Source organism: Kitasatospora sp. NPDC087861 (genome assembly GCF_044742585.1).
Taxonomy (GTDB): Bacteria; Actinomycetota; Actinomycetes; order Streptomycetales; family Streptomycetaceae; genus Kitasatospora.
This window is the reverse complement of record NZ_JBIUUS010000010.1, coordinates 226,191-248,998: the sequence shown is the minus strand read 5'-3', so window position 1 is coordinate 248,998 and position 22,808 is coordinate 226,191. Positions and strand designations below refer to the sequence as shown.

Sequence of the window (22,808 nt, the reverse complement as noted above, 5' to 3'; positions counted from 1 at the left end):
GGCGGACTACCCGGCAGCGACGGTCTCGACCGCCGGGTGGCCGTCCGCGATGAACGCCTGCCAGAGCCGGGCGTACGTGCCGCCCCGGGCGAGCAGTTCGGTGTGCGTGCCGTCCTCGACCACCCGGCCGTGGTCCAGCACGACGACCCGGTCGGCGCGCTCGGCGGTGGTCAGCCGGTGGGCGATGACCAGCGTGGTGCGGCCACCGCTGAGCCGGTCCGCAGCCTGGTTGACCGCCGCCTCGGTGGCCAGGTCAAGTGCCGCGGTCGCCTCGTCGAGCAGCAGGATGTCCGGATCGACCAGTTCGGCCCGGGCCAGGGCGATCAACTGGCGCTGGCCCGCGGAGAGGTTGCGGCCGCGGCCCGCGACCTCGTGGTCGTAGCCTCCGGACAGCCGGACGATCATGTCGTGCGCGCCCACCGCCCGTGCCGCCGCCTCCACCTCGGCCGCCGAGGCGTCGGGCCGGCCGTAGGCGATCGCCTCGCGCACCGTGCCCGCGAACAGGTACGCCTCCTGCGGCACCACGCCCAACCGGTGGCGGTACTGCGCCAGGTCGAAGCGGGTGAGGTCGACGCCGTCCACCCGCACGGTGCCCGCCGTCGCGTCGTAGAACCGGGCGACCAGCTTCACCAGCGTCGACTTGCCGGCACCGGTCTCACCCACCAGGGCCACCGTCTGCCCGGCCGGTATGTGCAGATCCACGCCGGTCAGCACGCTCGGGGCGCCGTCCGCACCGCCGTTGTAGGCGAAGCCGACGCCCTCGAAGGAAATCTCACCGCGCAGCCCCTTGGGCACCGGGACGGGGTCGGCCACCTCGGCCGTGGTGGTCGGGGTGCGCAGCAGCTCCCGGATCCGGCCGAGGCCCACCGCGGCCTGCTGGTAGCCGTCGAACACCTGGGACAGCTGGTTGACCGGTGCGAAGAACAGATCGATGTACAGCAGGTACGCGACCAGCGCGCCGACCGTCAGCGTCCCGGCGTCGACCCGGGCCGCGCCCACGATCAGCACCAGTGCGGCGGCCACGCTGGAGAGGAACTGGACGAACGGGAAGTACAGCGAGATGTACAGCTGCGCGCGCACCCGGGCCTCGCGGTAGGCGACGCCCCGGGCGACGAAGCGGTCGGTGTTGGTGTCCAGGCGGCGGAAGGCCTGGACGATCCGCATGCCGGCCACGTTCTCCTGCAGGTCGGCGTTGACGGTGCTGATGAGGTCCCGGGACAGCTCGTACTGGTCCCTGGACTTCCTGCGGAACACCAGCGTGGCGATCACCAGCAGGGGCAGCACCGCGAAGACCACCAGGGCCAGGCCGGCGTCGATGATCAGCAGCGCGGCGAAGATCCCGGCGAAGGTCAGCACGCTGACCGCGGCGGTGACCACGCCCGTCTGCAGGAAGGACGTCAGCGAGTCCAGGTCGGTGGTCATCCGGGTCATGATCCGGCCGGACAGCTCGCGCTCGTAGTAGTCCAGGCCGAGCCGGTTGAGGTGGGCGAAGATCTTGAGCCGGAGCGTGTAGAGCACCCGCTCGCCGGTACGGCCGCTGACCCGGTTCTCGGCGCTCTGCACCACCCAGTCCAGCAGCACCACGACGAGCGCGGTGAGTGCGGCCACGGCGACCCCGGACATCAGGGCTTTGCTCACGCCCTGGTCGATGCCGTGCCGGATCAGCACGGGCAGCACCAGGCCGGCGCCCGCGTCGAGGGCGACGAGCAGGAGGGCGAGGGCGAGCGGGGCGCGGAAGGGGCGCAGCAGGCGGCGGAGGGTGAAGTCCGGGTCGCCGGCCTCGGCCTGGGCGCGGGGGACCGCCGGGGAGTCGGCGGCCGGCGGGAGGGCGGCGACCTTGGTGAGCAGGTCGGGGTCGGCGGTGCGGGCCGCCTTGACCAGGGCGGGGGTGGGGAGGGCGGGGGGCGTCGCCGGGGCCTGCTCTTGTGCCTGCCCGTGTGTCTGCCCGTGTGCCTGCCCTCGTGTCGGCTCGGAGACGTGCTCGGCGGTGTGCGCGGAGGTCGGCGCGTCAATCGGCTCAGAGGCCGGCTCGGAGGCCGGCTCGACCTCGGACGGCCGGGTGGTGCGGCCGGCCTCGGGATCGGTGATCAGGGCCCGGTACTGGGGACATCGGGCGTCGAGTTCCTCGTGCGTCCCGATGTCCAGCAGCCGACCGTGGTCCAGGACGGCGATCCGGTCGGCGAGTTGGAGGGTCGAGCGGCGGTGGGCGATCAGCAGCGTGGTGCGGCCGGTCATCACCGAGCGCAGCGCGTCGTGGATCTCCGCCTCGATCTGCGGGTCCACCGCGGAGGTGGCGTCGTCCAGCAGCAGGATCCGAGGGTCGGTGAGGATCGCCCGGGCCAGCGCGATCCGCTGGCGCTGGCCGCCGGAGAGGGTCAGGCCCTGCTCGCCGACCTTGGTCTCGTAGCCGTCCGGCAGCGCGCGGATGAACTCGTCGGCCTGGGCGGCGCGTGCGGCCGCCAGGATCTGCTCGTCCGTGGCGTCCGGGCGGCCGTAGGCGATGTTGGTGCGGACCGACTCGGAGAACAGGAAGCTCTCCTCGGGGACGATGCCGACCGCCGCGCGGACCGAGTCCAGGGTGAGGTCGCGCAGGTCGTGGCCGTAGAGCCGGACGGCGCCGGCCGCCGGGTCGTAGAAGCGCGGCACCAGTTGCGCCACCGTCGACTTGCCGGAGCCGGAGGCCCCGACCAGGGCGAGGGTCTCGCCGGGCGCGAGCTTCAGGCTGAGGCCGTGCAGCACGGGGGCGGGGTGCTCGGGGTCGTAGCGGAACTCGACCTGGTCGAACTCCAACGCGACGTCGGAGGTGCGGGGGCCCGCGGTGGCGCCCTCGCGGGTGCCGGCGGTGGCACTATCGCCGGCGCCGGCGGTGGCTCCGTCACGGGTGCCGTCTCCGGTGAGGTCCAGGGTGAGCGCGTCCGGGCGCTCCTGGACCAGCGGGCGCTCGTCGATCAGCTGGAGGACGCGCTCCACCCCGGCCCGCGCCTGTTGGCCGACCGTGATGACCATGGTGAGCATCCGCACCGGGCCGGTCATCTGCGCGACGTAGGTGGAGAAGGCGACGAAGGTTCCGAGCGAGACCTGGCCGTCGACGGCCAGCCAGCCACCGAAGGCCAGCACCGCGACCTGCGCGAGCGCGGGGATGACCTGCATCGCCGGGTTGTAGCGGGCGTTGAGCCGGATCGCCCGGAGCCGGGCGGCGAACAGGTCGCGGGAGGCCCGCTCCAGCTTGTCCAGCTCCTGCGTCTCCTGGCCGAAGCCCTTGACCACCCGGACGCCGCCGATCGCGCCGTCCACCACGCCCGCGACGGCGGCCGCCTCCTGTTGGGCGGCCCAGGTGGCGGGGAACAGCCGCTTGCGGCTGAGGACGGTGATCCACCACAGCACGGGGCCCATCACCACGGCTATCAGGGTCAGCGGCGGGGAGAGCCAGATCATCACGGCCAGCGACATGACGAACATCAGCAGGTAGCCGGTCATCATCGGCAGCATCGAGAGCAGGCCGTTGATCAGCTGGAGGTCGGAGGTCGCGCGCCCGACCACCTGGCCGGTGTCCAGGCGGTCCTGGCGGTGGCCGTCGAGTCGGCCGAGCGAGCGGAACAGGTCGCTGCGCATGTCGTGCTGGACGTCCAGGGCGAGCTGACCACCGTAGTAGCGGCGGACCTGGGTGCAGCCGAAGACGACGGCGGCGGCGAGCAGCAGCACCACCGCCCAGGGGACCAGCGAGCGGGTGTGGGCGGTGATGACGTCGTCGATGATCAGCTTGGTGACCAGCGGCACCAGCGAGGTGACGGCCATGCCGACGAGCGAGGCGCCGAACGCGAGCAGCACGCTGCGGCGGGACCGCCAGCAGTAGCCGACCAGGCGGTGCAGCCAGCCGGCGGCCTGCGGGTGGTCGCCGTCCGGCTGCGGGCTCGCGCCGGGGGTCGGTGAGCCGCTCGGGGATTGCTCCACCGTGGATCCGTGAGTCTCAGGCATATTTAGGGATGCTAACCATTTCGTCGGGTGGCCGCCACGGCGTTTTCCGACCCGGGCAGGGTCGGAGCGGACCGAGGCAGCCCTGATCGTCCGGTCCGGCGGACTGACCAACAGCCTGCGGCCTGCGGTGATTCCCGATCGAATCCCCGCACCGCCCAGCGGCCCCCGCCTACTTCCAGGGTCGCGGACGGCCCGCCGAACGCCCAGCGGCCAAGGACGGGCGGGCGCCGTCCTTTGGACCTAGGGCGCCGGGGCCGCCGGGGCCACCGGGGCCCATCCAGCCTTGAAGCCCGCCCGGCCTTGGGGCTCGTCCGGCCTTGGGACCCGCCCGGCCTTGGGACCCGCCCGGCCTTGGAACCCGCCCGGCCTTGAGGCCCTGGTGCACGTCCCGGGGCAGGCCCGGCTCAGGCGGGCGCGGACACCGAGTCGGCCGCCGCCGCGAAGGCACCCTGGGCGAGGGCGTGCAGCAGGGCGGCCATGCCGTCGCGCTGGAGGCCGGAGCGCTCGTCCTGGGTGAGGTTCGGGCCGAGGCTGTGCGGGGTCGAGTTGATCAGGCCGAAGACGGCGTGCACGGTGGCCCGGGCCACCGGCTCGGCGGCTGGGCCGGTCAGCTGCGGGTAGACCTGCCGGACCACGTCCACCCACAGCTCGACGTAGCCGCGCTGGAGGCGGCGGACGGTGCGACGGTCCTCCTCCTTGAGGTTCAGCAGCTCGCGGTCGTGCAGGGTGATCAGGTCGCGGTCGTCGAGGGCGAAGTCGACGTGGCCGCCGATCAGCGCGTCCAACGCGGCGGCCGGACCGTCACCGCCGCCCGCCCGACGCCGCCCCTCCTCCAGCAGGCGCTCACTGATGCCGATCAGCAGATCGGCGAGCATCGCGTCCTTTCCGGCGAAGTGGCGGTAGAGCCCGGGGCCGCTGATGCCGACGGCCTTGCCGATCTCGTCCACGCCCACCCCGAGGAAGCCCCGGGCCGCGAAGAGGCGCGCGGCCTCCCGACGGATCTGGTCGCGGCGTGGGAGCGCGGAGGCTGCGGGGACGTTCGGCATGCTGCCCATCGTAGACAGTCGGGTTATCGACCGTTAACCTGGGAGGGTAAGTTAACGTTAATTAACGTAGGGATCATGGGCGCACCACTTCCGGCCGCCCACCTGCTGCCGAGGGCAAGGGAGCTCTTGGGAATGGTCATCTCAACCGCCGGCGTACCCACCAGCGTCCATGGCAGCGCAGCGACCGGCGCCACGGCGGCGCCAGGTGCCGTCCCGCCGGGAGCCGCCGCTCCCGCGCCCCGGCTCGGCACCTCGGTCGATCCGGGTTCCGCCGCCTACCTCGCCAACGCCGAGGCGCACCGGGCCCTCGTCGCCGAACTGCGCGCGAAACTCGACGCGGCGGCCCTCGGCGGCGGCGCCAAGGCCCGCGCCCGGCACACGGCGCGCGGCAAGCTCCTCCCCCGCGACCGGGTGGACACCCTGCTCGACCCGGCCTCGCCCTTCCTGGAACTGGCCCCGCTGGCCGCCGACGGGATGTACGGCGGGGCGGCGCCCGCGGCCGGGGTGATCGCGGGCATCGGCCGGGTCGCCGGACGCGAGGTGGTGGTCGTCGCCAACGACGCCACCGTCAAGGGCGGCACCTACTACCCGATGACCGTCAAGAAGCACCTGCGCGCCCAGGAGGTCGCGCTGGAGAACCGGCTGCCCTGTGTCTACCTGGTGGACTCCGGCGGCGCCTTCCTCCCCATGCAGGACGAGGTCTTCCCGGACCGCGACCACTTCGGCCGGATCTTCTACAACCAGGCCAGGCTCTCCGCCGCGGGCATCCCGCAGATCGCCGCCGTGCTCGGCTCCTGCACGGCCGGCGGTGCGTACGTCCCGGCGATGAGCGACCAGGCCGTGATCGTGCGCAACCAGGGCACGATCTTCCTGGGCGGGCCACCGCTGGTGAAGGCCGCCACCGGCGAGGTGGTCACCGCCGAGGAACTGGGCGGCGGCGACCTGCACTCCCGTACCTCGGGCGTGACGGACCACCTGGCCGAGGACGACGCCCACGCCCTCTCCATCGTCCGCACGATCGTGGCCGGGCTCGGCCCGCGCTCGGCCAGGCCGTGGCCGCTCACCCCGGTCGAGCCGCCGACCGTGGACCCGGCCGGCCTGTACGGGGCCGTCCCGGTCGACCCGCGCACGCCCTACGACGTGCGCGAGGTGATCGCCCGGCTGGTCGACGGCAGCCGGTTCGCCGAGTTCAAGGCCGAGTACGGCGCGACCCTCGTCACCGGCTTCGCCCGGATCCACGGCCACCCCGTCGGCATCGTCGCCAACAACGGCGTGCTGTTCTCCGAGTCGGCCCTCAAGGGCGCCCACTTCATCGAGTTGTGCGACCAGCGCGGCATCCCCCTCCTCTTCCTGCAGAACATCACCGGGTTCATGGTCGGCCGGCAGTACGAGGCGGGCGGCATCGCCAAGCACGGCGCCAAGATGGTCAACGCCGTCGCCTGCACCCGCGTCCCGAAGCTGACCGTGGTGATCGGCGGCTCGTACGGAGCCGGCAACTACTCGATGTGCGGCCGGGCCTACTCACCTCGCTTCCTGTGGATGTGGCCGGGCTCCAAGATCTCCGTGATGGGCGGTGAACAGGCGGCCTCCGTCCTCGCCACCGTCCGCCGCGACCAGTTGGAGGCCCACGGCGAGCAGTGGCCGGCCGAGGCGGAGGAGGAGTTCAAGCGCCCCGTCCGCGAGCAGTACGAGCACCAGGGCAACGCCTACTACGCCACCGCCCGGCTCTGGGACGACGGCGTGATCGACCCGATGGACACCCGCACCGTCGTCGGCCTCGCCCTCACCGCCTGCGCCAACGCCCCGCTCCCGCCGCCCGGCCCGTACGGGGTCTTCCGAATGTGACCCCGCTCCGGTGGGTGTGACCTCCTCCCATGGAGGTGACCCCACTCGGGTGTGACTCCGCTCGGGTATGACTCCGCTCGGGTGTGTGACTCCCGCGGCGCCGGCGCACCGCCCGTGCCGGCGCCGCCTCCCCCTCCATCGCCACCTCCTTCGTACGGCTCCCCTCGACCCGGAGGAACGCCTCCCATGTTCGACACAGTTCTGGTCGCCAACCGCGGCGAGATCGCCCTCCGGGTGATCCGCACCCTGCGGCGGCTCGGTGTGCGCTCGGTCGCCGTGTTCAGCGACGCCGACGCCGACGCGCCGCACGTCCGCGAGGCGGACGTCGCGGTCCGGCTCGGCCCGGCCGACCGCAGCGACAGCTCCGCGGCCGAGACCTATCTGCGCACCGACCAGATCCTCGCCGCCGCCCGCCGCACCGGCGCCCAGGCCGTCCACCCCGGCTACGGCTTCCTCGCCGAGAACGCCGGCTTCGCCCGCGCCTGCGCCGACGCCGGCCTCGTCTTCATCGGACCTCCTCCCGGTGCGGTCGAACTGATGGGTGACAAGATCAACGCCAAGGAGGCCGTCCGGACCGCCGGCGTCCCGGTGGTCCCCGGCAGCCAGGCCACCGCGCCCACCGACGAGGACCTCCTCGCCGCCGCCGAGGAGATCGGCTACCCCGTGCTGCTCAAGCCGTCCGCTGGCGGCGGTGGCAAGGGCATGCGCCTCGTGCGGGACCCCGTCGACCTGCCCACCGAGATCGCCGCCGCCCGCCGCGTCGCCCGGACCGCCTTCGGCGACGACACCCTGCTGCTGGAACGCTGGATCGACCGACCGCGCCACATCGAGGTGCAGGTGCTCGCCGACGCCCACGGCGCCACCGTCCACCTCGGCGAGCGCGAGTGCAGCCTCCAGCGCCGCCATCAGAAACTGATCGAAGAGGCTCCCTCCGTTCTCCTCAACGCCGAGACCCGCGCCGCGATGGGCGCCGCGGCCGTCCGAGCCGCGGAGTCCTGCGGCTACACCGGGGCCGGCACCGTGGAGTTCATCGTCCCCGGCATCGACCCGGACTCCCCCACCACCACCTCCGCCGAGGAGGGGGTTCGGGACTTCTTCTTCATGGAGATGAACACCCGCCTCCAGGTGGAACACCCCGTCACCGAACTCGCCATCGCCGTCGGCGACGATTCAGCCCGACTCGACCTGGTCGAGTGGCAGCTGCGGATCGCCTCGGGCGAACGGCTCTCCTTCGATCAGTCCGACATCTCCTTCCTGGGCCACGCCATCGAGGCCCGGATCTGCGCTGAGGACCCGGAACGGGACTTCCTGCCCACCGGCGGGCGCATCCTCGTCCTGGACGAGCCCCGGGGCGAGGGCGTACGCGTCGACTCCGGGGTCGCCCCCGGATCCGTCGTCACCAGCGCCTACGACCCCATGCTCGCCAAGGTCATCGCGTACGGGCCCGACCGCCCGACCGCGCTGCGCCGGCTCCGCGCCGCACTGGCCGACACCCGCATCCTGGGCGTCACCACCAATACGGGATTCCTGCGACGGCTACTCGCACACCCCGAGGTCGTCGCCGGCCGACTGGACACCGGCCTGGTGGAACAGACGGCCCAACAGCAACCCGCCCTGCTCGCCTCGCCGTACTCCCCGACGAACGCGGCGGGTGCGACGAACGCGATGAACGCGGCGGATGCAGCACATGCGGCGCATGCGGCGAACGAAGCGAGCGCGGCAACCGTGGTGAACGAAGCCGACGCCGAAGCGACCGGCCCGCTGACGGTCGAAACACCACCACCTGCCCACCTCCTCTACTACGCGGCCGCGCTGGCGCGGCACCTGGACCTGACCCCGGCCGCCGACCCCGGCGGCTGGACCGACCCGTTCTCCCTTCCCTCCGGCTGGCGCCTGGGCGGCACCCCCGCCTGGACCACCCACCGACTCCGTACCCCCGGCCAGGACCCGGTCTCGGTGCGCATCCGTTCGATCACTGCGGGCAACGTAGCCGATGCCACTGACAATCCCGCCGAGCTCACCCGCGAGGTGGAGCTCCGGCTCGACGCCGGCCACGTCCACCGCGCCCGCGCGACCCTGACCGCCGACCGGCTGCACCTGACCGTCGACGGACTGCAGACCGCGTTCGCGCTGTCCACCGACGCCACCCCCGGCCTCGCCGCCGGCCCGGTGACCTGGCTCGGCGTCGAGGGCGACGCCTGGTCGCTGCACGCCTACGACCCGGTCGGCGAGAGCACCGCCGGAACCGCCGCCCACCACGGCGCCCTGACCGCCCCGATGCCCGGGACCGTCACCGTCGTCAAGACCACGGCGGGCGAGACGGTCCGCAAGGGCCAGCCCCTGCTCGTGTTGGAGGCCATGAAAATGGAACACGTGATCACCGCCCCGCACGACGGCGTGGTCGCCGAACTGCGGGCCACCGCCGGCGCCACCGTCGCGATGGAGGAACTGCTGGTCGTGGTCGCCCCGGCCGAGGACGACGCCGCCGAGCAGTCCGCCCCCGTGCCCGCCGAGGTGCGGTCATGACCGCCCCCGCCCGCGAACCCGACGCGCTAGACCTGGGCCTGCCCGACCCCGTCCGTGCCGCCGGCCTGCCCGAGGAGGTCCGGATCCACGAGGTCGGGCCGCGCGACGGCCTGCAGAACGAGGGCTCCCTGGTGCCCGTCGAGGTCAAGGCGGAGTTCATCGCCCGGCTCGCGGCCGCCGGGCTGCGCACCGTCGAGGCGACCAGCTTCGTTCACCCGAAATGGGTACCGCAGCTGGCCGACGCCGAGGAGCTGATGCCCCGGCTCGCCGGTCTGCCGGAGCGTCACCCCGGCCTGCGGCTGCCGGTGCTGGTGCCCAACGAGCGCGGCCTCGACCGCGCGCTCGCCCACCACGCCACCGACATCGCGGTGTTCGCCAGCGCCACCGAGACCTTCGCCCACCGCAACCTCAACCGCTCGGCGGACGAGGCGATGGCGATGTTCCGCCCGGTCGTGGCGCGGGCCGCCGAGGCCGGGGTGGCGGTCCGCGGCTACCTCTCGATGTGCTTCGGCGACCCCTGGGAGGGACCGGTCCCGGTCTCCCAGGTGGTCGGGTACGGCGTGCGGCTGCTGGAGATGGGCTGCGCGGAGCTGAGCCTCGGCGACACCATCGGCGTGGCCACCCCGGGCCAGGTCGGCGCCCTGCTGGCCGGCTTCGCGCGGGCCGGAGTGCCGGCCGACCGGCTCGCCGTGCACTTCCACGACACCTACGGCCAGGCGCTCAGCAACACCCTGACGGCCCTGCGCGAGGGGGTCACCACGGTGGACGCCTCGGCGGGCGGCCTCGGCGGCTGCCCGTACGCGAAGAGCGCCACCGGCAACCTGGCCACCGAGGACCTGGTGTGGATGCTGCACGGACTCGGCATCCGGACCGGGGTCGACCTGCGCGCGCTGGTCGCCACCAGCGGCTGGATGGCCGAGCAGCTCGGCCGCCCGAGCCCGTCCCGCACCGTCCAGGCGCTGCTCGGCGCCGCCCGGGGCTGACCCCGCCCCACCGCTCCCCCGGTGCCGGCCACCCGGAACCCGGGCCTCACCAGCACCGGGCCTCAGGCACCGTGTCTCAGGCACCAGGCACCAGGCACCAGGCACCAGGCACCAGGCACCGCTCATCGTCCAACCACACCGTGCGACCGTCACACCATCAGGCGGGCGCCGGTCATCCCGCTCACGCCCGCGGCCACCCCGGCCGGGCCCCAGGAGGATCACCATGTTCGACCACCGGCTCAGCAGCGAGTACGAGGACCTGCGGCGCACCGTCGCCGAGTTCGCCCAGGACGTGGTGGCGCCCAAGATCGGCGGGTTCTACGAGCGGGAGGAGTTCCCCTACGAGATCGTCCGCGAGATGGGGCGCATGGGCCTGTTCGGCCTGCCCTTCCCGGAGGAGTACGGCGGCATGGGCGGTGACTACTTCGCGCTCGGCATCGCCCTGGAGGAGCTCGCCCGGGTCGACTCCTCGGTGGCGATCACCCTGGAGGCGGCCGTCTCGCTCGGTGCGATGCCGATCCACCGGTTCGGGACGGAGGAGCAGAAGCGCGAGTGGCTGCCCCGGCTGACCTCCGGCGAACTTCTCGGCGCCTTCGGTCTGACCGAGCCCGAGGGCGGCTCGGACGCCGGCGCGACCCGCACGACGGCGCGGTACGACGAGACCACCGACGAGTGGGTCATCAACGGCACCAAGTGCTTCATCACGAATTCCGGCACGGACATCACCGGTCTGGTCACCGTCACCGCCCTCACGGAACCGATCGCTCGTTCGAGTGAAGAAGGCGAATTCCGCTCGCCAACGCGCGAAATCTCTTCCATCATCGTGCCCACCGGAACCCCGGGGTTCCAGGTATCGAAGAAGTACTCGAAGGTCGGGTGGAACGCATCCGACACCCACGAACTGTCCTTTACCGACTGCCGCGTTCCTGCGGCCAACCTGCTGGGCGAGCGTGGCCGAGGCTACGCCCAGTTCCTGCGGATCCTCGACGAGGGCCGCATCGCGATCGCAGCCCTGGCCACCGGCCTGGCCCAGGGGTGCGTCGACGAGTCCGTCAAGTACGCCGGCACGCGCCGGGCCTTCGGCCGGCCGATCGGCGCCAACCAGGCCATCCAGTTCAAGCTTGCCGACATGGAGCTGCGCGCCCACACCTCCCGCCTGGCCTGGCGGGACGCCGCCTCCCGGCTGCTGCACGGCGAACCGTTCAAGAAGGAGGCCGCGATCGCGAAGCTGTACTCGTCCGAGGCCGCCGTCGACAACGCCCGCGAGGCGACCCAGATCCACGGCGGGTACGGCTTCATGAACGAGTTCCCGGTCGCCCGTTTCTGGCGCGACTGCAAGATCCTGGAAATCGGGGAGGGCACATCGGAGGTTCAGCGCATGCTCATCGCCCGGGAGATCGGCGCCGCGTTCTGAGCCGAGCCGACCGGAGCAACACCCCGCTCCTCAGGCGGTGTTGAGGAGCGGGCGACAGCGGCGAGACGTCCCGAGGGGCGCGCGCAAGCAGCGCCCTGAGAGGGCGTCAGGGGATCACGATCACCGGGCGGTTGGCCCGCCGCGCCAGCCGTCCGGAGACCGAGCCGAAGATCTTGCCGAGCAGGCCGTGTGTCGTGCCGACGACGATCGCGTCGGCGGCGTACTCACGGCCGACCTCCTCGATCTCGTGGCAGATGTCGCCGCCGCGCTCGATCAGGATCCACGGCACCCCGGTGAGGAAGTCCGCGCAGGCGAGTTCCAGGCCCAGAACCTCGGTCCGGTGGTCGGGGAGGTCGACGAAGACGGGAGGTTCACAGCCTGCCCAGACAGTGGCGGGCAGGCGGTTGGCGACGTGCACGATCACCAGGCCGCACTGCGAACGACGCGCCATGCCCACCGCGTAGGCGAGGGCGCGCTCACTCGACAATGAGCCGTCGAAACCGACCACGACGCCGTGCTGGAACACCGGGTCGAGGGAGCGCGCGGACGCGTCCTGGGCCGTCGACTCGGTGTGCGCACCAGGCAGGCCGGACGCCTCCGGGCGCTCGGCACCCGGGCCCACGCGGCCCGTCACCGGAGACCCCGCCGCGTCGACCGCAGACTCGCCACGCCGCTGGCGAGGCCCTGAACGGCCGCGTCGAGCGAGGCCGCCGCGCCGGACGAGGCCACGCAGAGCACGCGCGAAGCCCTGGGGGTCGCCCCGCCCGGGGCCGGCTTCCTCGGTGCTCGGGTCACCGGCGCCACCTGGGGTGTCGGCGCGGTCACCGGCACGGTCGACTGTGCGGTCACCGGCCTGCTCGTCGGCGCGGTCGGCGGACGGCTCGCCGGCCCGGTCGGCGGCGCGCTCGTCAGCGTGCGCGGCGGCCGGCGTGCGGCCCGGTTCGTCAATCTGCCCGTCGGGCTTCCTGCCGGCAGGCAGCAGGCCCGATACCTCGGTGCGCCCGTCGGCTGGGGCGCGGTCCGCGTGGCCGTCGTCGTCCCCGGTCGCTGCGCCCGCGCTGCGGGGGGCGTCCGGTTCCACCGGTCGGGAGGACTCAAAACCAGCCATGGCTCACGGCTCTTCGAGGGAGAGGGGCCAACAGGAGAGGACAACGCTGCCCGGGCAGCAGGCCCGCCCACGGGATGACGTCGGTCTGCGCCGCGCAGCACCGTATGTGACCTGTTCCTTTCAGAGTACGACGGGTAGGAGGCCCAGCCCAGCGGTGAAGCCTCGGAGCGACGTTGTTCCCGCGAAAGGAGGATGCGCCCGCCGACGGCAGTGCGCCCTGCCCGCAGGCGACGCGCCCCCTCCGGAAAGGAGGTTCCCTGGAGCTTGACTGAGCGGACCAGTCGACGCAACAGGCCCACCGGACACCGTGACCGGACTGTCATGGATCGGCGACGATCCGTTGCGACACGTCGCGAACCGTCACGCCCCGCGAGCCTCAGCCGACCCGCCCTGACCCATCCGTACGCCTGGTCCTGGAACCCGTTTCAGCCACTGTGTACGGCTTCGCGACGCTGTCTGGCATTTGCCAGGTGCATAGGCGCAGCCGCTGGCACCATGCTCGGCATGCCCCTGCTCCTGTTCGACCTCGACAACACGCTGCTCCCCAGGGACGCCGCTTTCCGGGCCTGGGCTCAGGATTTTCTGTCCGAACGCGACCTACCGCCCGGAGACCTCGACTGGCTCGTCACCCTCGACGGCGGCGGCTACGTACCGCGCAGCACCGTACTGTCCGCTGTCCGGCGCCGCTACGGTCTGGACGCCTCCGCCGAGTTCCTGCTCGCCCACTACCGACGCGGCATCAACTCCCACATCCACTGCCCCACCGGACACGTCGACGCGTTGCGGGCGGCGCGGGCGGCCGGGTGGACGCTCGGCATCGTCAGCAACGGCGGCACCCGGCCGCAGTTGGAGAAGATCCGGCGGACCGGGCTGGGGCCGCTGGTCGACGGCTGGGTCATCTCCGAGGAGGCGGACTGCGTCAAACCGGATCCGCTGATCTTCGAGATAGCCGCCCAGCGGTGCGGCGTCGCGCCCACCGGGAACTGGGCCGCGCACACCTGGATGGTCGGGGACCACGCGCCAGCCGACATCGCCGGCGCCGAACTGGCCGGCCTGCGCAGCGTCTGGCTGCACCACGGCCGCCCCTGGGCCGAGCCCGGCTACCGGCCGACGCTGAAGGCGGCCGGTCTGCCGGAGGCCGTCGGGCAGGTGCTCGCCGCGCGCAATGCGCCGTCGCCCCGGCCGGGCATCCGCGCGGGCGGCCCGGTCGGGCGGCGCTCCATCGGAGCGCCGGTGCGCGCGACGGCGCTCCTCAGCGCGCGGTCCGGCGCACGGCCGACGGCGGCCGCCTCTGATGGCTCGTTTGCGCCCGCGGTCGTGACCGTCGGGGCGGCCGGTGCCCCGGGTGCTGCGGTGGCGGGGTCGGATGTCCGAAACCGCACCGGCGAGCTTGCCGTGGTCGCCGACGGCCGCTCGGGAGGGCCCGCGGGCACGGATCCCGGCGCGAATGCGCGCCGCGTCGCCGCATTGGCGCGCCCAACGCCGGTCCGCGCAACGGCCGATGGGACCGGTCCGGCGCGGACCACGTTCGCCGTGGCGCCGGCGGCCGCCGCCCCGTAGCACCTTCCCGCGCCACCGGCCCGCCTGCCACCCCACCCGCTTCTCGGCCAACCGTCCGCCACGCGGCGGCCCGGCCGTCAGCCGTCAAACGCCAAACGCCAGCCATCAGCCGCCAAACCCCAACCGTCAGTCGTCAGCCGTCAGCCGTCAGCCGTCAGCCGTCAGCCGTCAACGGAGGTTCGGGTCCACCAGCAGGTGCGGGCCTGCTCGGTGAACCCGAGCTTGCGGTAGAGCGGTTCACCGAGCGAGGTGGCGACCAGGGTGGCAGGGCGGTCGGGATGCGCGTGGGCCAGGGCGGCCTGGAGGACGGCGCGGGCCACGCCCCGGCCGCGCTGGGCGGGCAGCGTGGCGACCCAGTACACCCCGGTGGCCCGGCCGTCGTCGTAGGTGAGGCAGGTGCCCGCGGTGACACCGTCGACGCGCCCCAGCCAGGCCCGCCACCCGGGTTCGCCCCACAGGCGCTCCGGGAGCGCGTCGCCACGGGTCCAGGGCTGCCGGGCGGGCAGCGGGAACCCGTCCACGATCGCCCGCTCGACCTGCGCGAAGGTGTCGCCGTCCCGCGCCTCATCGACCGTCAGGGAGCCGCCGCCGTGCGCCTCCGAGAGGGCGGGGAGGGCCGCCGACGCTCCTTCGACCGGCCCGGGTTCACGGGTCATCACCGGCATGATCGGCATCCGGGTGGCGCCGAAGCGGGTCAGGTCGAGCCCGCCGTACGGGTCTTCCAGGGTGAAGCGGATGGTCTCCCACTCGCCCAGGAGGTCTTCCAACTCACGTTCCACCAAGCCTGGTTCGGTGTACGGGCGAGTGACCACGACGCGGTGCGCGTCCTCCGGGGTGCGGGCGCAGCGAACCGCCGTCCAGCCCGGTCGGGTACGGAACCGCCAGCCGTGCACGCGGGCTTGGGCGAGCCAGAAGGCGGCGGCGTTGTCGTTGGCCTGTTCGAGCCGGCTGTTGGTATTCACGGCAGGACGGTAACCCGGGCGTCGCGCCCCGGTTCCGCCGCCCCGGCCTTGGCCGGATGAAGCCTGGGAGGCGCACAGACTCTTTCTGTGCGCCCTCCCGTGCACCGCCGATTTTCGGTCAATTTCGCGCCGATCCCTCCCGCTTGGGCAAATCCGCAGTCCAGACCCGCCGACCGGGCGCGCGGGAGCCGGACGCCCCAGGACCGGTCCTGCGACAACCAGCCACCGTTGCACCGGCCCTCTTCCCAGAAAGGTCGACGGGTGCCACGCTTCGTGATCGAATGCATCACGCCAAATTGCCATGTCGACATAGCGTCGGATGGTGAACTTGTCACAACGGCAATGGTCCACCCGATAGATTTCGATCTTGGCGAGCAGTGCCGCACCACCCACACCACACCACCGAGGGGGCTTGAGCGCCTTGAGCAGGGTGAGCAGGAGCGACGCGGGTCCTGACAGCGGCCAGGCGGTGGCCGGTATCGCGGGTCGGTCCGCGAGAAGCACTGGCACCTCCGCGATCGCCGCCACCACCCGCAACTCCGGCACCTCGGGCGCCGCCTCGCACTCCCCGTACCCCGCAGTGTCCTCCCCCGGCGGCGCCGCCAACGGCACCACGGCGGCGGCCCCGGAGCACGGCGGGACGACACACGGCGGAGCGACCTACGGCGGACCGGCACACGGCGGAGCAACACACGGCGGAGCAGCGCACGGCGGACACGCCGTCAGCCGAGGCACCGTCGGCCACCCGCAGGCCTACGGCAGCGACTTCACCGCCTACTCCGGCTACGGCGGACCGAGCGGGACGAACGGGACGAACGGCGCCCCTGGCCTGAACGGCACCCCCGCCGGCGCACTGGGCGGCCCCCTCGCCGGTCTCCCCCTGGGCTCCCCCGGCCACGGCCCGCTGGGCCACGGCGGACCCGGTGCGAACGGCTCCCCGACCCCGGTCACGATCTCCGCCCCGCGCAAGCTCTCCGGCCGGCGCCGCCGCGAGACCGTCGCGGTGCTGATCTTCGGCGGCGCCCCGATCTTCGAGAGCTCGATCCCGCTCTCCGTCTTCGGCGTCGACCGCCAGGACGCCGGGGTGCCGCGCTACCGACTGCTGGTCTGCGCCGGGGAGGAGGGCCCGCTCGCCACCACCGGCGGCCTCACCCTCTCCGCCCCGTACGGCCTGGAGGCCCTCGCCCGGGCCGGCACGATCGTGGTACCGGCCTGGCGCTCGATCTCGCAGCCCCCGCCGGTCGAGGCGATCACCGCCCTGCGCAAGGCCCACCACGAGGGCGCGCGGATCATCGGGCTCTGCACCGGCGCCTTCGTCCTCGCCGCCGCCGGCCTGCTCGACGGCCGCCCGGCGACCACCCACTGGATGTACGCGCCGACGCTGGCCAAGCGCTACCCCCGGGTGCACGTCGACCCGCGCGAGCTCTTCGTCGACGACGGCGACGTGCTCACCTCGGCCGGCACCGCCGCCGGCATCGACCTGTGCCTGCACGTGGTGCGCAGCGACCACGGCGCCGAGGCGGCCAACGCACTGGCCCGCCGGCTGGTGGTGCCGAGCCGTCGCAGCGGCGGCGGACAGGCCCAGTACATCGATCAGTCTTTACCGGAGGAGATCGGCAACGACCCGCTGGCCGAGGTGGTCACCTGGGCGTTGGAGAACCTCAACCAGCAGTTCGACGTCGAGGTGCTGGCGGCGCGCGCCTACATGAGTCGGCGCACCTTCGACCGGCGGTTCCGCACGCTCACCGGCAGCGCGCCGTTGCAGTGGCTGATCACCCAGCGGGTGCTCCAGGCGCAGCGGCTGCTGGAGACCTCGGAGCTGTCGGTGGACGACGTCGCCCGCCGCTGCGGGTTCCGTTCGCCGGTGGCGCTGCGCGGGCACTTCCGCCGCCAGCTCGGGGTGTCCCCGGCCGCGTACCGGACCAGCTACCGGGCTCGCCGGCCCGGGCCGCAGTCGGCCGTGCCGACCGGCCCGCACGGCGGCGACCTGCGGCTGCCCGGCGCCCTGCCGCACGCGGCGGCGGCCGCCGCGGCCGGGTCGGGCGGGGCACTGTTCGGCGGTGCGCAGCCCGCGCACCAGTTCCCGGCCGGGAACGGCGCACCGATGCCGGGCGGCGCGCACGGGCAGCCGTTGCCGCACGGCGCACCGCCGGTCGCGCCCGGACACCTGGGCCCGCACGGCCAGCCCGGCCCGTTCGGTCCGGGGCAGGCCGGGACGCCGGCCTCGCAGTCCTTCCACGCCCGTGCCGGACAGCCGTATCCGCACCAGCCGGCCGCACAGCAGCCGCACCCCGGGCAGCCGGGTGCGGGGCGCGGTCCGGCGCGGTCGCCGCTGGTCCCGCCGCAGGCCGGGCCGGGGGCGGGGCGCCCGCCACGCACCGCGGAGCACGCCGCGGCGGAGGACGGCCACCCCCAGCCGGGGGCGCGCGGCCAGGGACAGGGGCACCGCAGCGCGGTCGAACGGCCCGCGGACGAGCCGGGTACCGCGGCGGGCTCCGCCGGGCGCGGTCACGGCGCGGCGACCGGCCGGGTGCCGGCTCCCGCCCCCGGCGGGCAGCCGACGGCCGGGGCGGGCGAGCTCCGGGGCCGACCGGCGAGGGCGCCGCAGGGCCGTCCGCAGGGCGGCCGGGTGGCGGCGGCCGACGGCGCCCGGACCACCCGCGAGGGCCGCCCCGGGCGGGACGGCCACGCGGTCCGGACCGGCCGGGAGGGCGAGCGCCCGGACGGCCACGGCCAGCTCGGCGGCACGGAGGAGCACCAGGCCGAGGGCTGCGCCCCGGAGCCCCGCTCGGCTCCCGCGGTCCCCGCGGCGCGTGATCGCGCCGTAGGGTGACCTGTGTGAATGACCGTTTGGTATGGATCGACTGTGAAATGACCGGCCTCGACCTCGACCGGGACGCCCTGGTCGAGGTCGCGGCGCTGGTGACGGACTCCGAGCTGAACATCCTCGGCGAGGGTGTGGACGTCATCATCCGCCCGCCGGCGGAGGCGCTGGCGAGCATGCCCGAGGTGGTGCGCACGATGCACACCTCCTCCGGGCTGCTGGACGAGCTGGAGCAGGGCGTGACGCTGGCCGAGGCCGAGGAGCGGGTGCTCGCGTACATCCGCCAGCACGTGCCGGAGGCCGGGCGGACGCCGCTGTGCGGCAACTCGGTGGCCACCGACCGCGGCTTCCTCGCCCGGGACATGCCGGCCCTGGAGAAGCACCTGCACTACCGGATCGTGGACGTCTCCTCGATCAAGGAGCTGGCCCGCCGCTGGTACCCGAAGGCGTACTACAGCAGCCCGCAGAAGGGCGGCAACCACCGGGCGCTCGCCGACATCCGCGAGAGCATCGACGAACTGCGGTACTACCGCGAGGCGGTGTTCGTCCCACAGCCCGGCCCGGACACCGACACCGCGCGCGCCATCGCCGAGAAGTACCAGGCCCCGACGGACCGACCGACGGACTGACCGGCGTCCAGGAGGTCCACCGGGGTGCCCGCGTTCGCCGGAACGAAACCCTGGCGCGAGCACCCTCTCGGATCCTGTAGAGTTCTTCCTGTCGGAACGGGAACGCGAGAGCGGGAACGGTCCGGACAGATGGTGGGTGTAGCTCAGTTGGTAGAGCACCTGGTTGTGGTCCAGGTGGCCGCGGGTTCGAGTCCCGTCACTCACCCCAGAGCCCGAGGGGCCGATCTCTTCAAGAGGTCGGCCCCTTGGGCGTTTTCGCGTTCCCTCAGTTGTCCACGGCGGTTCGGGTTTTCCCGGCGCAGGCCTGCCGCCGGAAGCTACCGACTAGTAACATTGCCGCCATGACCACACCTTCGATCGGCCAGCTGCTCGACTCCACCGTGCCGATGGCGCACACCCTCAAGCTCGAGTACCTGGAGACCACCCCGGAACGCGCCGTGCTCCGGCTGCCCGACCAGCCCGCGTACCACAACCACGTGGGCGGACCGCACGCCGGCGCGATGTTCACCCTCGCCGAGTCCGCCAGCGGCTGCATCGTGCTCGCCGCGTTCGGCGACCAGCTCTCCCGGGCCGTGCCGCTCGCGGTGAACGCCGAGATCGCGTACAAGAAGCTGGCCATGGGAGACGTCACCGCCACCGCCGTGCTCGGCCGCCCCGCCGCCGAGGTCGTCGCCGAGCTGGACGCCGGCGGCCGCCCCGAGTTCCCGGTCACCGTCGAGATCACCCGCGCCGACGGCGCCGTCACCGGCGTGATGACCGTCACCTGGACCCTGCGCCCCAACTCCTGACCGTCCCGCGGCCGGTGGCCCCGGGAAGCAGGCCCCGGGGCCACCCGTGCGATGACTGTCCGTGACGGCGGGCGTGACCTCACGACCCGTCCGCTCGTTCTCAACTCACATGCGAGCCAATCACGCGACCAAGCCCCAGGAACCCGCCCCCCGTGGCGGCGTCGGCGTGCGGAGCGCGATCGGCCGGTGGCTGCCCCACCTCCGCGCCGTCGCGGCCGGCGGTGCCCTCCTCGTCCAGCTCTGGGGCTTCGGTGCTCCCGGCGCGTACGCCGCGTCCGTCGACCCGCTGCCGGCCCAGGCACAGCCCGCCGTCCGCCGTGCCCTGCACAGCGGGGCCGTGCACGCCCAGCCCGTGCACAACGGGCAGGCCGTCCAGGCCGGGCAGCCCGCGCGCGACGGCCAGTCAGCCAAGCGGCCCGGCGAGTCCGGGGGCGCGGCGGCCGGGGAGGCGGCCGACTCCCCCGGACTCGCCGGGGACCTGACCGGCACCGGCTCCGACACCGGCGTCACCGGCGCCACCGGGACGGTCGGCGACGTCCTCCAGGACCGGATCCGCTCCGGCGGACTCCCCCTGCCCGGCCAGCGGGCCGCCGTCCCCGACGCCTTCGCGCTCGCCTCCGGTCTGCTCGACCCCGTCCCAACCCAGGGCCGCCCCACCGGGACGCGCGCCTCCCGGGACGGCGAGCCCGCCGAGCTGCGCACCCCCGCACGCCCCGGCACCGGCACCGGCCGCTCCGCCGCCCCGGCCACCTCCGCGCGCCCGCCCGGAGCGGCCTCCGGGGAGTCCGGGGAGTCCACGGTCCAGGAGGCCACCGCGCCGGACGGACCGGGCGCGGTCGGACCCGCCACGAGTTCCGACCAGGCGGGCGCCACCACCGCCGTACCGGCCCCGCCCGGCACGCCCGCCGAGCCGCCCGAGACACTCACGCTCGCCGACACCGCCACGGTAACGGCCCTGGACGACGGCTCCGCCACCGCGACCGCCGTCCTCGCGCCGATCGCCGCCGGACTGCTGCTGACCGGCGCGGCCATGTGCAAACACCGCGGCCTGCCGCGCGGGCACTGAACGGGATGAGGCCCCGGGGATCAGGCCCCCGACCACAGCTCCAGTGCCGGCAGGGGGAGTTCACCCCCGGGGATCGAACCGGACGGCGTGCGGCCGATCCGGGTGGCGCCCATCGCGCGGCAGTACGGCTCGGTGCGCGGGCCGGGCGACGACGGCCGCTGTCGGCCGCGACCCGGGGGGCCACCGGTGGATTCCGGCCGCCCGGCCCTGCGGGTGGTCAGCGGAAGACGCCCGGGGGCGGGGCCGGGGAGGGGGCCGCGGTGGCGTCCGTGGCGGGGGTGGCCCCGGCGGCGAAGGCGGTGAGGGCGGGGCCGTGTTCGACCCGGCCGAGGGCGGAGTCGGAGGCGACGCGGCGGGTGAGGTCGGCGATCGGGAGGGGGGTGTGGGCGCCGGCGAGGACGAGGTTCCCGAAGCGCTTGCCGCGCAGCACGGCCGGGTCGGCGACCAGGCACAGTTCGGGGAAGACGGCGCCGAGGGTGGCGATCTGGGAGCGGGCGAAGGGCAGGGACGAGCCGTCGGCGATGTTGGCCGCGTACCAGCCGCCAGGGGCGAGGGCGCGGGCGGCGAGGGCGGTGAACTCGACGGTGGTGCAGTGGGCCGGGGTGCGGGCGCCGGAGAAGACGTCGGTGATGACCAGGTCGACGCTGCCCTCGGGGGTGCGTTCGAGCACGCTGCGGGCGTCGGCGCCGCGCACCTTGATCTGCCAGCCGCGCTCCAACGGGAGTTCGGTGCGGACGAGTTCGGTGAGCGCGGTGTCGATCTCGGCGACCTGCTGGCGGGAGCGGGGCCGGGTGGCCGCGACGTAGCGGGCCAGGGTGAGGGCGCCGCCGCCGAGGTGCAGCACGGTGAGCGGGCGGCCGGGCGGGGCGACCAGGTCGATCAGGTGGCCGAGCCGGCGCTGGTACTCGAAGCCCAGGTGGGTGGGATCGGCGAGGTCGACCAGCGACTGCGGTGCGCCGTCGATCAGCAGCGACCAGGCCGCGGGGCGGTCGCGGTCGGGGCGCAGTTCGGCGAGGCCGGAGCCGACGGGGCTGGTGAGCGGACCCTGGGCGTGGGTGCGGCCGCCGGGGCCGGTGACGGCCGGCCCGGTGTCGCGCTCGGTGCTGCGGCCCGCGCCCCGGGCGGCTCTGCTGCTTCGTCCCATGACCGCCATTATCGCCGCCGGGCGGAGCGACCTCGCAGGTCAGGGATGTTCGGGGGGCGTGCCGGGTGGATCCGGCCGGAGGGGCGGGCCAGGCTCGCGGCCCGGCGGGATCCGCACGGCACGCCCGCTAGAACGGGCCGAGGCCGCCTGCGGTGAGTGTGCAGGCGGCCTCGCAGAGGGCGGAGCGGAGTACCCAGGCGTCAGTGGGGCGGGCGGCGCAGACGGCGCCGGCGGGGGGCATCACCCAGCGTGGGTCGGTGCCGGCCGGCAGCAGGGCGCCGGCCGTACAGGAGCTGCCGGGCAGGTGCCAGGTCTCGAAGGTGCCGGCGGGGACGAGGAAGGTGACGGTGCTGCCGTTGCGGCTCTGCAGGACGGCCCCGCAGGCGCGGCGCAGCCGCAGGATGTCGACCGCCTCCAGGCCGTGCCGCAGGGCGACCGTCACGGTGTCGTAGGTGGTGACGAGGGTGTCCTGGTCCACGCTGGGGACGAGGCGGTGGCCCGGGTGTCGCCCGCCGCAGGAGGCGCGGCCGCCCTCGACCGGGCCCCGGCCGGGGATCCGGTCGTCGGCCGGATCGGGGAGCAGGGCGGGGGCGGCGCCGGCCAGCACACCCCCGGCGACCGGTCGGTACTGCGGCAGTCCGGTGGCCATCATGGGCCCTCCTGTACCTGGTCGGGTCGGAAGCACTGCCGCCCGGGGAGGTGGGGGCCGCGGGGACGAGCGGCGGGCCGGGGCGACGGCCTGGGCTTCCACGTATCAGGACAACGCGGCGGACCCGCCCGAGGCCACGGGGCGCCTTACAGCAAGGCATGGCATTTCATGGCGGATAACCCACAACCCCGCCCGGTTTATACCGAATTGTTAGCACATCTCCCACAAACCGGCTGTGTTCGGCCCGTCACGCCGGGTACTGTCGGTGGCGGATCACCACGACCCCACC

At 73.9% G+C, this 22,808-nt stretch carries 14 protein-coding genes, 1 tRNA gene and 1 pseudogene; 10 read left to right on the top strand and 6 right to left on the bottom strand.

The window, feature by feature from the left end:
- Nucleotides 1-6: 6 nt before the first annotated feature.
- Both ACIOJE_RS17285 and ACIOJE_RS17280 read right to left on the bottom strand, forming a co-directional pair.
- Nucleotides 7-3,975, bottom strand: coding sequence for an ABC transporter ATP-binding protein (locus ACIOJE_RS17285; protein ID WP_400777011.1), 3,969 nt, complete (start codon nucleotides 3,973-3,975; stop codon nucleotides 7-9).
- A gap of 404 nt (nucleotides 3,976-4,379) precedes the next feature.
- Nucleotides 4,380-5,021, bottom strand: coding sequence for a TetR/AcrR family transcriptional regulator (locus tag ACIOJE_RS17280; protein ID WP_280679794.1), 642 nt, complete (start codon nucleotides 5,019-5,021; stop codon nucleotides 4,380-4,382).
- Nucleotides 5,022-5,153: 132 nt separating this feature from the next.
- On the opposite strand from ACIOJE_RS17280, the gene ACIOJE_RS17275 reads away from it, so the two are divergent.
- From ACIOJE_RS17275 to ACIOJE_RS17260, 4 genes are all read left to right on the top strand, one after another.
- Entirely contained in the window at nucleotides 5,154-6,866 is a 1,713-nt protein-coding gene (locus ACIOJE_RS17275; RefSeq protein ID WP_400777010.1) for a carboxyl transferase domain-containing protein, read from the top strand.
- Nucleotides 6,867-7,052: 186 nt separating this feature from the next.
- Entirely contained in the window at nucleotides 7,053-9,392 is a 2,340-nt protein-coding gene (locus tag ACIOJE_RS17270) for an acetyl/propionyl/methylcrotonyl-CoA carboxylase subunit alpha (protein ID WP_400777008.1), read from the top strand.
- Nucleotides 9,389-10,375, top strand: a complete 987-nt coding sequence (locus ACIOJE_RS17265; RefSeq protein WP_400777006.1) for a hydroxymethylglutaryl-CoA lyase — start codon at nucleotides 9,389-9,391, stop codon at nucleotides 10,373-10,375. The genes ACIOJE_RS17270 and ACIOJE_RS17265 overlap by 4 nt, the downstream gene beginning before the upstream one ends.
- A 223-nt stretch (nucleotides 10,376-10,598) precedes the next feature.
- The gene (locus ACIOJE_RS17260; RefSeq protein ID WP_280679802.1) at nucleotides 10,599-11,789 is read left to right on the top strand and encodes an acyl-CoA dehydrogenase family protein; all 1,191 of its coding nucleotides are present in this window, start codon (nucleotides 10,599-10,601) and stop codon (nucleotides 11,787-11,789) included.
- Nucleotides 11,790-11,895: 106 nt separating this feature from the next.
- Here the strand turns inward: ACIOJE_RS17260 and ACIOJE_RS17255 are convergent, their stop codons facing one another.
- Nucleotides 11,896-12,375 (bottom strand): universal stress protein, encoded by a 480-nt coding sequence (locus ACIOJE_RS17255; protein WP_280680176.1) that lies wholly within the window; start codon nucleotides 12,373-12,375, stop codon nucleotides 11,896-11,898.
- A 1,026-nt stretch (nucleotides 12,376-13,401) separates the two neighbouring features.
- On the opposite strand from ACIOJE_RS17255, the gene ACIOJE_RS17250 reads away from it, so the two are divergent.
- Nucleotides 13,402-14,457 carry an HAD-IA family hydrolase gene (locus tag ACIOJE_RS17250; RefSeq protein ID WP_400777004.1) on the top strand — a complete coding sequence of 352 codons (1,056 nt, stop codon included), beginning with the start codon at nucleotides 13,402-13,404 and terminating at the stop codon, nucleotides 14,455-14,457.
- A gap of 161 nt (nucleotides 14,458-14,618) precedes the next feature.
- On the opposite strand, the gene ACIOJE_RS17245 is transcribed toward ACIOJE_RS17250, so the two are convergent.
- Nucleotides 14,619-15,419, bottom strand: a complete 801-nt coding sequence (locus tag ACIOJE_RS17245; protein WP_400777002.1) for a GNAT family N-acetyltransferase — start codon at nucleotides 15,417-15,419, stop codon at nucleotides 14,619-14,621.
- Nucleotides 15,420-16,371: 952 nt separating this feature from the next.
- Here ACIOJE_RS17245 and ACIOJE_RS17240 point away from each other — a divergent pair.
- The 5 genes and pseudogenes from ACIOJE_RS17240 to ACIOJE_RS17220 form a co-directional block, all read left to right on the top strand.
- Nucleotides 16,372-17,371 (top strand): annotated as a pseudogene (locus ACIOJE_RS17240) (helix-turn-helix domain-containing protein); the annotation flags it as partial.
- A gap of 886 nt (nucleotides 17,372-18,257) precedes the next feature.
- Complete coding sequence (gene orn / locus ACIOJE_RS17235) at nucleotides 18,258-18,872, top strand: oligoribonuclease (RefSeq protein ID WP_400777000.1); 615 nt, start codon at nucleotides 18,258-18,260, stop codon at nucleotides 18,870-18,872.
- Nucleotides 18,873-19,004: 132 nt separating this feature from the next.
- A tRNA-His gene (locus ACIOJE_RS17230) sits at nucleotides 19,005-19,080 on the top strand.
- Nucleotides 19,081-19,213: 133 nt separating this feature from the next.
- Nucleotides 19,214-19,660: a DUF4442 domain-containing protein gene (locus ACIOJE_RS17225; RefSeq protein ID WP_196948999.1), complete on the top strand. Its 447-nt coding sequence runs from the start codon at nucleotides 19,214-19,216 to the stop codon at nucleotides 19,658-19,660.
- Nucleotides 19,661-19,769: 109 nt separating this feature from the next.
- Nucleotides 19,770-20,726, top strand: a complete 957-nt coding sequence (locus ACIOJE_RS17220) for a hypothetical protein (protein ID WP_400776998.1) — start codon at nucleotides 19,770-19,772, stop codon at nucleotides 20,724-20,726.
- 217 nt (nucleotides 20,727-20,943) lie between these two features.
- Here ACIOJE_RS17220 and ACIOJE_RS17215 read toward each other — a convergent pair whose 3' ends face one another.
- The gene (locus tag ACIOJE_RS17215; protein ID WP_400674157.1) at nucleotides 20,944-21,870 is read right to left on the bottom strand and encodes a spermidine synthase; all 927 of its coding nucleotides are present in this window, start codon (nucleotides 21,868-21,870) and stop codon (nucleotides 20,944-20,946) included.
- A 127-nt stretch (nucleotides 21,871-21,997) separates the two neighbouring features.
- Complete coding sequence (locus ACIOJE_RS17210; protein ID WP_280679816.1) at nucleotides 21,998-22,522, bottom strand: hypothetical protein; 525 nt, start codon at nucleotides 22,520-22,522, stop codon at nucleotides 21,998-22,000.
- Nucleotides 22,523-22,808 lie beyond the last annotated feature (286 nt).